The sequence below is a fragment of the Arthrobacter sp. Soil_N43 genome (assembly GCF_057655195.1).
Window position 1 is genome coordinate 1 of record NZ_JBDGML010000014.1, and the last position, 11,216, is coordinate 11,216.

The window sequence follows — 11,216 nt, forward strand, 5'->3', positions numbered from 1 at the left end:
AACCCGCCCAGGAAGCCATGGAAAACGTCAAAGCCACCGCAACCGACGCCGCCCAGCACGTCAAGGGAGAAGGCCAGACAGCCGTCTCCGACGTCAAGGCCAGCGCCACGGACGCCAAGGACCACGTCCAGAACACCTAAAACCCACAGCACGACGGCGGCCGCCTCCCCTTCCGGTGAGGCGGCCGTCTTTTGCGTCCTGGCGCGTCTACTGCCGTGGTGTTTGCTACCGGACCAGGACCGCTTCAGCGAGCATGCGCTCCAGCCACCCGCGATAGCGTTCCTGCTCCCAGCCGGCCTGAACAACCAGCAGGTCATACTGGTGCGGCGAGGTAAGCACCAGCAGGGTCGCAGCCATTTCCTCGGCTTCCACGTCCGTCCGAAGCCCGGAACGCGTCTGCAGTACCTGGACCACTTTCGCAAAGTCTGCCCGGATCCGTTCCTGTAGCCCTGCATACGCCTCAGCGAGGTCGGAATCCCCCTGCGCGGCAGCCGCCAGCGCCTGCCACAGGGACCCGACCCGGCGGTTGAGGTCCGCCGCGAAAGCCGCCAGTCCGGCGACAGCCTCCGCGTTGCTGGTCTGTTCGAGCACGGCCCTTGCCTCGGGGACGTCCAAGATGGAGCGCCCGCCGTCAACACCCGCCGAAGCGGTTTCCACCGCCGCCAGCAGAAGCATTCTCTTGGGGCCGTGGGCCTGAACGGTCTCCACCGAGACACCCGCTTCATCCGCGATGGCACCAAGGGTGGTCGCCGTGAATCCCCTGATGGCGAAACAGCGGCCGGCGGCTGCGACCACCCGCTGCCGGGTGGCGTCCGCTTGGGCATTTCGGAGCGTAGAGCGGTACCGGCGGCGACGTTTTTCCTGATCCTGCATATTGACTACTTTGCCACAGTAATGAAAACTGTTACAACGTACTCATCCTCATAGGAGACCACCATGGCATCGGTACTAGTTTGCTCCAGCCCCTTAATTGGCCACGTAACGCCGATGCTCTCCGTGGCTGCAGGCCTCGTCGAACGTGGACATGACGTCCGGTTCCTCACCGGGCAGCGCTACCGGGACCGGGTGGAGCACACCGGAGCAAGCTTCGTTCCCCTGCCTCCCGAAGCCGACTTCGACGACACAAATCTCGCTGGGGCGTTTCCCGGCCGCGTCGGCCTCAAAGGACCCAAGGGAATCCGGTTCGACATCCAGGAGATCTTCATGCGTCCGGGAAAGGCCCAGTACGAGGCGGTCCTCGCCACGCTCGCGGAACGCCCTGCCGATGCCGTGTTGGCCGAATCGCTGTTCATGGGCGCCGCGCTGCTGCTCAGCCAGCCACGGTCCGGCCGTCCCGCCGTGGTCAACTGCGGCATCGTGCCGCTCAGCCTGGCGAGCAGGGACACGGCCCCCTATGGGTTGGGCATCCGGCCGATGTCGGGAGCGGCAGGCCGGCTTCGCAACCGGGCACTGCAAACACTGACCGAGAAAGTGGTCTTCGGTCCGGTGCAGAAGTACGCGGACGCCGTCGCCCGGGAAACCACGGGGCAGCCCTTCCCGACGTTCTTCATGGACTGGCCGCGCGCCGCCGATTGCCTGGTCCAATTCACGGTGCCGGAGTTCGAATATCCACGGTCGGACCTCCCAGGAACGGTGCATTTTGTGGGGCCGGTCTCCCAAAGCGGCACGAAGAGCGCCGGAGACGCGACCGCGGACGTCGTGCCTGGTTGGTGGGAGGAACTCGACGCCGGCCGTCCGGTCGTGCACGTCACCCAAGGCACTGTCGCCAACCGGGATTTCGACGACCTGATCCGCCCCACCATCGACGGTCTGGCTGATGACGACGTCCTGGTCGTGGTCAGCACCGGCGGACGCCCCGTGGCAGATCTCGCCGGGCCGATGCCGGACAACGTCCGCGTTGCGTCCTACCTGCCCTATGACGAACTGCTCGCCAAGACCGACGTGCTGGTCACCAACGGCGGCTACGGCGGGGTGCAGTTCGCGCTGCGGCACGGCGTGCCGCTCGTCGTGGCCGGTGAAACCGAGGATAAAACCGAAGTGTGCGCCCGCGTGGCCTGGTCGGGCGCCGGCATCAACCTCCGGACCAACCGTGCCACCCCCGAAGCGGTGGCCAGGGCCGTACGCACCGTCCTGGCAGACAGTTCCTATCGCGAGGCAAGCGGCCGCATCGGGGGCGCAATCCGAACGTCAAGGGGCGTGGATGAGCTGGCCGAGCTGGTGGAGACGATCGCCGCATCGAGCCCGCTCCGGGACGGGGCCGAATAGCGCCGCAGGCATCGGCCCCTGGGGCGCAGCCCCGAGAATCAACGTTGCCGGTCCGCCGGGGCGGGAACACTGCAAGAATATGCCTATGACAGCCATCATCCTGGCGTGGGACCCTGACCACAGCGACGGCTGGAACTACGCCGCCGCCGTCGAACGGGTGAGGGAAACAGGCGTCTTCGTGGCCGGTTGGACCGTGGCGGGACCGGCGGACGTCCCCGCCGGCGCTGAGGTGTGGCTCTGGCTGCGGGGCCGCCGCTGTGGACTCCTCGGGCACGGCCTGGTGCTCTCGGCCACGGCGCCATCCGCAGCACATGCAGCGGCTGCCGGCTGGCCGGACGACGGCACCCGTGCCATCGCGGTGGCGTTCGATGCCCTCCTTCCGCCCGGCGACCAGATCCTGCCCGGGGTCCTTGCCGAATCCGTGCCTGAGGTTCCCTGGGAGGATCTGACGGAGCCGGCGGCCGTCCTTGATCCGGTACTCGAGGCGGAAGTCCGTGCCGTGTGGCGGGAGTTCGGACCCGCCCAGCCACAGGACCCGGTCCACCTCGTGCCGGGGAGCTATCCGGAGCAAGCGGTCGTCCGGGTACAGGCCAACCGGCATGAATGCAGCGCCGAAGCACGGCGGATCTGTGTAGCCCATCACGGCACGAGCTGCGCCGTGTGCGGCTTCTCCTTCGAGTCGGCGTACGGAGAGGCGGGCGCTGGCTTCATCCAGGTCCACCACCTGGTGCCGGCCGGACAGATCGGCAATGACTATCAGGTCGACCCGGTGACTGACCTGGTGCCGCTGTGCCCTAACTGCCACGCGATGGCGCACTTGGGTGTGGGCACGCCACGGACCGTAGCGGAGCTCAAGCAGCTCATGGCCGGAGCCGGCTATCTGTCCGGACAAACGGTGACCCCGGAAGAGCTGGAAGCCCAGCGGGACGCCCGCCGGATCCTGGAACAGCACTAGCAGGGCGGCCGCCGCGGGTGACCCCGGATCCTGATCATCAAATTGCTGGACTTTCCCACATGCGCCCGGCAAGACTGTCTATGAAAGCGGGCAGTCCCGGCGCGCTCGGGCGTGCCGGCCCGCACTGCGCTTCGCCTTTTTCAATGACGTGAAAGGACACAATCATGGAAGCCCTGTCAGCTTTCCTCCCTGTTATCGCCACCGTCGCCGGAGTCCTCGCCGGAATCGCTGTCATTTGGGTGGCCATAAAACTGATGTGGAAGGTAGCTGAGCCCAACGAGGCCCTGATCATTTCGGGCCTGACGCGCGGGACCCTCGAGAACACCGACGGGATGGACTTCAAGATCGTCACCGGCCGGGGCGCGCTCGTGGTTCCCGGGCTGCAAACGGTGCGGGCACTGTCCCTGACCCTGAATGAAACCGAGCTCAAGGTCTCGTGTGTCACCTCCCAGGGCATCCAGGTCATTGTGGACGGCGTGGTCATCTACAAAATCGGCGACGCACCGGCCTTCATCGCCAATGCCGCGCGGAGGTTCCTCGGCCAGCAGCCAAAGATGGAGAGCCAGGTCTATAACGTCTTCGAAGGGCACCTCCGCTCCATCATCGGCAGCATGACCGTCGAGGAAATCATCCGCGAGCGCGACAAACTGGCGTCCCAGGTGCGTGGCGCGAGCGGCGTGGAAATGGAAAAGCTTGGACTCGTCGTCGATTCCCTGCAGATCAAGGACCTGCAGGATCCCACCGGCTATATCCAGAACATCGCCAAGCCACACATTGCGCAGGTCAAGATGGAGGCCCGCATCGCAGAGGCCACCAGAAACCGGGAAGCTGCCGAGAAGGAAGCCGAGGCAGCGGCCCAGATTGCCGACGCCCAGAGTGTCTCGGCCATCAAACAGTCCGTTGCCCAGGCCAACGCAGAGCGGGCCAAGGCCAACGCCGCCCAGGCGGGGCCGCTGGCGGAAGCAACGGCCCGCCAGCAGGTGGTGGTCCAGGAAACCGAAGTGGCCAAGCTGGAGGCGGACCGCGAGGAACAGAAACTCCAGACGGTCATCCGCAAACCAGCCGACGCCAAGGCCTACGCGCAGCGCACCGAAGCCGAGGCCCAGAAGTCCGCAGACATCAGCGCCGCCGAAGCACGGGCCAAGCGGACCGAACTCGAAGCACAGGCCAACGCCCGGCGCGTTGAAGTCGAGGCCCAGGCCAGCGCCACAGCCGCCGCGGCCATAGCGGGAGCCACCCGCGTGACAGGTGAAGCCGAGGCCGCTGCGACGAGGGCCCGGGGCGATGCCGCCGCGTCGGCGATCAAGGCCAAGGCCCTGGCCGAAGCCGAGGGCATCAAGGCCCGGGGCGAGGCGCTGGAGACAAACCAGGACGCCGTCATCGCCCAGCAACTGGCTGAGAACATGCCGGCCATCGTGTCCGCCGCGGCCGAGCCGTTTGGCCACGTCGGCCAGATGACCGTGCTGAACGGCGGCGACGGCCTCAACGGCATGATCGGCGGGATCCTCTCGCAAGCCGGCACGTTCCTTCCGCGCCTGTCCTCTGCGCTCAAAGATGGCCAGGACGGGTCAAAACGATCCCCGAAGACCCCCAATGCATAGGAACGCGGACCACAGCCTGACCGGCAAGATCGGCAGGGTGACCGGGCGCATCGGGCCTGGCACCATCGGCGAGGTGATGCTGCCGTTCCGCGGCGGAACCAGCGCCTTCCATGCCCACCCGTTCGACAAAACCAGCGTCTTCCCGGTCGGTGAAAAGGTGCTCGTCATCTACTTCGAACCGCCCCAGACGGTGTACGTGGATGAGCTGCCGGACATTCTCCGGTCCGATCCCGGAGGGTAACCGGAGCCGGTTGAGCCGCCGTCGGCCAGACCGGACGGAACCCCTGCCTTCCTGTTAACCCAACCTTTCCCTCAGCGTCACGCCCGCTCCCCCACAGCGTCAGACGCCGCGACCACGGTGGAGGGGTGAGGATCGCAATAGTCGCTGAATCATTCCTGCCGCTGATGAACGGGGTTACGCACTCCATTCTGCGGGTGCTCGAGCACCTGCAGGAGCGCGGTGATGAGGTGATGGTGATTGCGCCGTCGACGTCGGACACCGATGTTCTCGATGTTGTCCACGGCGCGATTGTCCACCGGCTCCCCTCCGTTCCGCTGGCCGGATATGCGAATGTTCGGGTGGCGTTGGGCGGCGTATATCGGGTCAAGAGAATGCTTGCCGATTACGCGCCCGACGTGGTCCACCTGGCGTCGCCGTTCGTGCTCGGCTGGCGGGCAGCCCAGGCGGCGGCCCAGCTGGGCATCCCTACCGTGGCGATCTACCAGACCGAGGTTCCCAGCTACATGGCGCGCTACGGCGTGCCGTTCCTCGAGAACTGGGCCTGGACCCGGGTGGAGAACATCCACCTGCTGGCCGACCGGACGCTGGCGCCCTCCACGTTCGCGCTGAACCAGCTGCGCGGCCGCGGGATTCCGCGGGTGGACATGTGGCGGCGCGGTGTGGATACCGCGCGTTTTGCGCCGGAAAAGCGCGACGCCGGCTGGCGGGCATCCGTGGCACCCGGCGGTGAGCGGATCATCGGCTATGTGGGGCGGCTCGCCGTGGAGAAGCAGGTCGAGGACCTGGCCGTGCTCTCCGATGTCCCGGGTACCCGGCTGGTCATCGTGGGCGACGGTCCCCAGCGTCCGGCCCTTGAAGAAGCCATGCCGGACGCGGTTTTCACCGGGTTCCTGGGCGGCGAGGAGCTGGCCAGGGCGGTGGCTTCCTTCGATCTGTTCGTTCACCCGGGTGAGTTCGAAACGTTCTGCCAGACCATCCAGGAAGCCATGGCGTCGGGCGTGACGGTGGTGGCCACGGGACGCGGCGGCCCCCTGGATCTGGTGGAGAACTCCCGGACCGGATGGCTGTACCGGCCCGGAGACCTGGCCGACCTGCGGGGCCGTGTGATGGACCTGATGGGCGACGACGCCAAGCGCCGCGCCTTCGCCGCGGCCGCACACGCTTCGGTCCAGGACCGGACCTGGCCGGCCCTCAACGCCGAACTGGTCCGCCACTATGAGGGAGTCATGGCCGCCTCCTCACTGGCCGGGCACGCAACCATCGAAGGAGCCGGCCTGTGAAAATCTCCGTGATCGGCTGCGGCTACCTCGGCGCAGTCCACGCAGCCACGCTCGCGTCAATGGGCCACCAGGTGGTGGGGATCGACGTTGACCCCAGCAAGGTGGAGCGCCTGGCCGGCGGCGATGCCCCGTTCTTCGAACCGGGCCTGGACGAACTGCTGCGCGAAGGCCGGGCCACCGGCCGGCTCACCTTCTCCACAGATTTTGCCGCCGCTGCCGGCGCCCGGATCCACTTCCTCTGCGTCGGCACCCCGCAATCCAAGACCTCCGACGGCGCCGACCTCAGCTACCTGGTCTCCGCCACCGAAAGTCTCGTTCCGCACCTCAGCCGCGGTGCCGCCGTCGTCGGCAAGTCAACGGTGCCCGTGGGAACGGTTGACATGCTGGGCGGAATCCTCGCCGGCCGGCCGGACGTCCTGCTCGGCTGGAACCCGGAGTTCCTGCGCCAGGGGACGGCCGTGAAGGACACGCTGGTGCCCGACCGGCTGGTGTACGGCGTGCCGTGCGGCAGGGACTCCGCCTTTGAACCGGACGGCACACCGCAGGGAGTGACGGCCGTGCTGGATGCGGTCTATGAGCCGCTGCTGTGCGCCGGCATTCCGCGGCTGGTCTGCAACTTCGCCACCGCTGAGCTGATCAAGTCTGCGTCGAACGCGTACCTGGCCACGAAGGTCAGCTTCATCAACGCGATGTCGGAGCTGTGCGATGCCTCGGGCGCTGACGTGCGGGAGCTCAGCGAGGCGATGGGGCTCGATCCCCGCATCGGAAGCCGGTACCTGCACGCGGGGCTGGGTTTCGGCGGCGGATGCCTGCCGAAGGACATCCGCAGCCTGAAGACCCAGGCCGCCACGCTGGGTGTCGAGTCGGCCAAGGACTGGATGGGGCTGGTTGATTCCGTCAACGCCGGCCAGAGGCTGCGGACCGTCGAGCTGGCCCGCGAGCTGTGCGAGGGCCATCTCGCCGGCCGGACGGTGACGGTGCTGGGTGCCGCGTTCAAACCCGAGACGGACGACATCCGCGACTCGCCAGCCCTCGACGTCGCCCTCCGGCTCGCCGCCGCGGGCGCGCACGTGACCGTGACCGACCCGAAGGCCATCAACAACGCGTGGATGCGCTACCCGCAGCTGCGGTTCGAGCCGTCTTCCGCCCGGGCGCTGGAGGGCGCCGAACTGGTGCTGCTGCTGACCGAATGGGATGAGTACCGCTCGTTGTCACCTGCCACTGCCGGGCAGCTCGTACGACGGCGGACGCTGCTGGACGCTCGAAACGTGCTGGACGCTGCAGCCTGGGAAGCGGTGGGCTGGACGGTGCGGGGCCTGGGGACGAACGCCGGGGCGCCGCTGGTCGGACCCGTTGAGGCCAAGTACGCCCACTGAACACTTCCCCCAACTCTGTTCAGACGCTCCAGGGGTGGAGTCCGGCTGGGCCGGACTCTATGATTTCCGGAGGGGGTATGTTCAATGAAGGATTTTTGGTCTCACAGGGAGCTTGCCTGATGGGCGCTCCTTTGCCGCCGGCGCAGCCGGCAAGTCCGGGCCTGGGGTTCCAGGCAGTCTTCGATGCGTTGCCTGACGCCGTGCTGGTCATCGCCGAAAACGGCTTGATCAGCCTCGCCAACACCGCCGCGGCCTCCATCTTCGGGTACGCCAAGCAGGATTTGATCACCAGGGACCACCGGTTCGTCCTTCCGAACGGCTTCCACGACAGGTTTGAAGGATACTTCGCCTCTCTTCGGCCCACCCAGGGACCCGACGCGCCAGCTCCCTCGCCTCTTGAGACGTACGGCCTTCGCAGCGACGGCAGCGAGTTCCAGGGCGAGGTGGCCTGCTCCCTGCTGGACGCGGAGGGGACAACCTTCCTGGTGGCGTCCTTCCGGCCGACGTTCCACCGGCAGGGGGCAGATGACGGGCTGCGCGAAGCGATGTCGCTGCTCAGCGCCACACTGGAGTCGACCGCGGACGGCATCCTCGTGGTCGGCATCGACGGCAAGATCGCCGGGATGAACGATCAGTTCTCCGCCATGTGGCGCATACCGCGCGAGATGCTTGCCACCCACGACGACGAAGCCGTGATGGGGTACGTCCTGGGTCAGCTCTCCGATCCGGAGACCTTCCTCGCGAAAGTTCACGAACTGTATGCGCATCCCGCCGCGGAGAGCCACGATGTCCTGGACTTCCGCGACGGCCGGACCTTCGAACGCTACTCACGCCCGCAGAAGGTGGATGACAAAGTGGTGGGCCGCGTCTGGAGCTTCCGCGATGTGACGCCGCGGCGCCTCGCCCAGGAACAGGCGAAGCAGGCGCTGGCCGAACTCGCCGAGCAGGCCGAACAGCTGAAGGCCATGGCCTTCCAGGACCCGCTGACCGGACTGGCCAACAGGAAACTGTTCCACGAGCAGCTGACTGAAGCGTTGCGCGGCGAGTGCAGTGCCGCCGTCGACGTCCTCCTCCTGGATCTGGACGACTTCAAGGAGGTCAACGATATCCTCGGCCATCACGCCGGTGACCAGATGCTGATAGAGGTTGCCCGCCGGCTGCGGGCCTGCGTCCGCCCGGACGATACCGTGGCGCGGCTGGGGGGCGACGAGTTCGTGGTGCTCCTGACCGGGTCTACGGATGCCGACCGCGTGGCGGAATGCATCGTGGAATCACTGAACGTTCCGGTGCTGATCGATGGAGCCATGCTTCGGCCGAGCCTCAGCCTGGGCCTCGCGTCCATGGGTGAGGGGGTCATCGCGGCCTCGGAGCTGCTGCGCCGGGCGGACGTGGCCATGTACGCCGCCAAGGCTGCAGGCAAGAACCAGTACCTGCGGTTCCAGCCCGAGATGATGACGGCGCTGGTTCGGCGAACGGATATGGAAGCCGGGCTGCGGCTCGCCGTCGACAACGACGAGATCACCGTGAACTACCAGCCGATTATCTCGCCGGTGCTTGGCGAGGTGACCCAGTTCGAGGCACTGGCGCGGTGGGACCGGAACGGCGAGAGAGTTCCGCCGTCTCAGTTCATTCCGACGGCGGAGCGCAGCGGGCTCATTTCAGCCATCGGCATGCACATGCTCCAAGAAAGCTTCACCCAGCTGCGGTCTTGGCTCGCCGGATCCCCCGCACGCTCCCTTGCCGTGAACGTCTCCGGGGTTCAGCTCCGGGAACGTGACTTCGCCGACGACGTGCTGCAGCTCGCGGACTCCTGCGGCATGAACCCTGCGCAATTGGTCTTGGAGGTGACGGAGAGCGTGTTTTTCGACCATGACGACCACGTGATCGAGCAGCTGGGACGCCTCCGCCACGCCGGGGTGAGCGTGGCCCTCGACGACTTCGGCACCGGGTACTCCTCGCTGGGGCGGCTTCAGGACCTTCCCGTGGACGCCGTGAAGATCGACAGGTCCTTCGTCTCCATGATCCGTACGGGCGCCGAGAAACTCCCGATCCTCAGCTCCATGATCAACATGGCCCACTCGCTGGGCCTGACCGTCACGGCCGAAGGGGTCGAGACGGCAGCGCAGGCGGCATACCTGACGGACCTGCAGTGTGACCTCCTGCAGGGCTACCTGTTCTCGTTCCCCGAGCCGGACACTGGCCTGGAGATCGCCCTCCTCCGCTCAGCCGATGCCATCGACGCGCTGGAGGGGATGCGGCTGCGGCGCTGACGCCTTATCGTTTTTCGGCGGTCTGGCCGGCGTGGACCATCTCTTCGCTCCGGTCCCAGAGTTCCCGCGCGAGCTGCGCATCGTAGGCCTGCCTGTTGGCCTGGGCCAGCGCCCGCTTGGCGTAGTACGCGCCGGGAACCCAGTCCCGGCCCGGCGTGGAGGTGGCGAGCCACACCAGTGTGTCCGCGCCCTGTTCCGGGGTCAGCAGCAACCTGCTGATGAACGTCTTGTAGGCATGGCGGAACCAGCTCGTGGACTCGGCCGCGAAGTTGGTGGCCACCGCGCCGGGGTGGAAAGCGGCCGCCGAGACTCCTGCCTCGCCGAAACGGTTCTGCAGTTCCGACGTGAACAGGATGTTGGCCAGCTTGGACGTGCCGTACGCACGGTTCGTCGAGTACTTGCGGCCGCCGTGAAGGTCGGCAAGGTCCAGGTTGCCGAACCCATTGGCGGCACTGGCGGTGTTGATGACCGTGGCGCGGCTGGCCAGCAGGACATCCATGAGTTCGGTGGTGAGAAGGAACGGGGCCAGGTGGTTTATCTGGAACGTCTTCTCGTAGCCGTCCGCGGTGAGCTCACGCCGGCCCATGATGCCGCCGGCGTTGTTGACCAGCACATCGATGCGCCCGTACTTTTCCTTCAGTTCCCCGGCGAGTTCCCGCACCTGGGCCAGCTCGGCAAAGTCGCTGACGAAGTAGTCGGCACCAAGCTCTGCAGCCACCGCCTTGGTTTTTTCCGCAGAACGGCCGATGACGACGACCCGCTCGCCTGCCCTTGCCAGGTTCCGGGCGGCTGCGGCACCGATGCCATCGCTGGCTCCGGTGATGACGATGGTGCGCTGGGGCATGAGCAGTCCTTTTGGTTGAGAAGCCGGGCGGTGCCTGTCGCGAGCCGATTCCTGCTTGCCGAACACGGCTGGTGGAGCCTGTATAACGCTGGTTGAGCTTATCGAAACCACAGCCGCTCAGCTAACACAACGGCGCCGCGTCAGGATATGTTCCGACGCTCCCTCACCTTTCGCCGGGTTATCACGCACGCTCCCTCACCTTTCGCCGGGTTATCACGCACGCTCCCTCACCTTTATCTGTGTGTGGGGGTGGTTTTAAATGCGGGAGAGCCCCAACCGTGTGGTTGGGGCTCTCGACCTAATGGTTGTCCGGCGGTGACCTACTCTCCCACACCCTCCCGGGTGCAGTACCATCGGCGCTGTGGGTCTTAGCTTCCGGGTTCG

9 protein-coding genes and 1 rRNA gene are annotated in these 11,216 nt (G+C 66.6%); 7 read left to right on the forward strand and 3 right to left on the reverse strand.

Annotated elements, in window-relative coordinates:
* Nucleotides 1–225: 225 nt before the first annotated feature.
* Nucleotides 226–873, reverse strand: coding sequence for a TetR/AcrR family transcriptional regulator (locus AC3A3W_RS00415; RefSeq protein WP_487439923.1), 648 nt, complete (start codon nt 871–873; stop codon nt 226–228).
* Nucleotides 874–936: 63 nt separating this feature from the next.
* Here AC3A3W_RS00415 and AC3A3W_RS00420 point away from each other — a divergent pair, with 63 nt between their 5' ends.
* The 7 genes from AC3A3W_RS00420 to AC3A3W_RS00450 all read left to right on the forward strand — a co-directional run bounded on the left by AC3A3W_RS00420 (nt 937) and on the right by AC3A3W_RS00450 (nt 9,988).
* Nucleotides 937–2,265 (forward strand): nucleotide disphospho-sugar-binding domain-containing protein, encoded by a 1,329-nt coding sequence (locus AC3A3W_RS00420; protein ID WP_487439924.1) that lies wholly within the window; start codon nt 937–939, stop codon nt 2,263–2,265.
* Nucleotides 2,266–2,350: 85 nt separating this feature from the next.
* Entirely contained in the window at nt 2,351–3,220 is an 870-nt protein-coding gene (locus AC3A3W_RS00425) for an HNH endonuclease (RefSeq protein WP_487439925.1), read from the forward strand.
* A 164-nt stretch (nt 3,221–3,384) separates the two neighbouring features.
* Nucleotides 3,385–4,821 (forward strand): flotillin family protein, encoded by a 1,437-nt coding sequence (locus AC3A3W_RS00430; protein ID WP_487439926.1) that lies wholly within the window; start codon nt 3,385–3,387, stop codon nt 4,819–4,821.
* On the forward strand, nt 4,814–5,062 hold the full coding sequence (locus AC3A3W_RS00435; protein ID WP_487439927.1) for a hypothetical protein: 249 nt from the start codon (nt 4,814–4,816) through the stop codon (nt 5,060–5,062). Before AC3A3W_RS00430 ends, AC3A3W_RS00435 begins: the two co-directional genes overlap by 8 nt.
* Before the next feature lie 125 nt (nt 5,063–5,187).
* Nucleotides 5,188–6,342, forward strand: a complete 1,155-nt coding sequence (locus AC3A3W_RS00440) for a glycosyltransferase family 4 protein (protein ID WP_487439928.1) — start codon at nt 5,188–5,190, stop codon at nt 6,340–6,342.
* Nucleotides 6,339–7,718 (forward strand): UDP-glucose dehydrogenase family protein, encoded by a 1,380-nt coding sequence (locus AC3A3W_RS00445; protein ID WP_487439929.1) that lies wholly within the window; start codon nt 6,339–6,341, stop codon nt 7,716–7,718. Before AC3A3W_RS00440 ends, AC3A3W_RS00445 begins: the two co-directional genes overlap by 4 nt.
* Before the next feature lie 119 nt (nt 7,719–7,837).
* Nucleotides 7,838–9,988: a sensor domain-containing protein gene (locus tag AC3A3W_RS00450; protein WP_487439930.1), complete on the forward strand. Its 2,151-nt coding sequence runs from the start codon at nt 7,838–7,840 to the stop codon at nt 9,986–9,988.
* A gap of 4 nt (nt 9,989–9,992) precedes the next feature.
* On the opposite strand, the gene AC3A3W_RS00455 is transcribed toward AC3A3W_RS00450, so the two are convergent.
* Both AC3A3W_RS00455 and rrf read right to left on the reverse strand, forming a co-directional pair.
* Nucleotides 9,993–10,832: an SDR family NAD(P)-dependent oxidoreductase gene (locus AC3A3W_RS00455; RefSeq protein WP_487439931.1), complete on the reverse strand. Its 840-nt coding sequence runs from the start codon at nt 10,830–10,832 to the stop codon at nt 9,993–9,995.
* 307 nt (nt 10,833–11,139) lie between these two features.
* Nucleotides 11,140–11,216 (reverse strand): 5S ribosomal RNA (gene rrf / locus AC3A3W_RS00460); the annotation flags it as partial.

Bases quoted from the DNA above. Each gene is read 5' to 3' on its own strand.
- AC3A3W_RS00415 (WP_487439923.1), bottom strand. From the start codon at position 873: ATGCAGGATCAGGAAAAACGTCGCCGCCGGTACCGCTCTACGCTCCGA.
- AC3A3W_RS00420 (WP_487439924.1), top strand. From the start codon at position 937: ATGGCATCGGTACTAGTTTGCTCCAGCCCCTTAATTGGCCACGTAACG.
- AC3A3W_RS00425 (WP_487439925.1), top strand. From the start codon at position 2,351: ATGACAGCCATCATCCTGGCGTGGGACCCTGACCACAGCGACGGCTGG.
- AC3A3W_RS00430 (WP_487439926.1), top strand. From the start codon at position 3,385: ATGGAAGCCCTGTCAGCTTTCCTCCCTGTTATCGCCACCGTCGCCGGA.
- AC3A3W_RS00435 (WP_487439927.1), top strand. From the start codon at position 4,814: ATGCATAGGAACGCGGACCACAGCCTGACCGGCAAGATCGGCAGGGTG.
- AC3A3W_RS00450 (WP_487439930.1), top strand. From the start codon at position 7,838: ATGGGCGCTCCTTTGCCGCCGGCGCAGCCGGCAAGTCCGGGCCTGGGG.
- AC3A3W_RS00455 (WP_487439931.1), bottom strand. From the start codon at position 10,832: ATGCCCCAGCGCACCATCGTCATCACCGGAGCCAGCGATGGCATCGGT.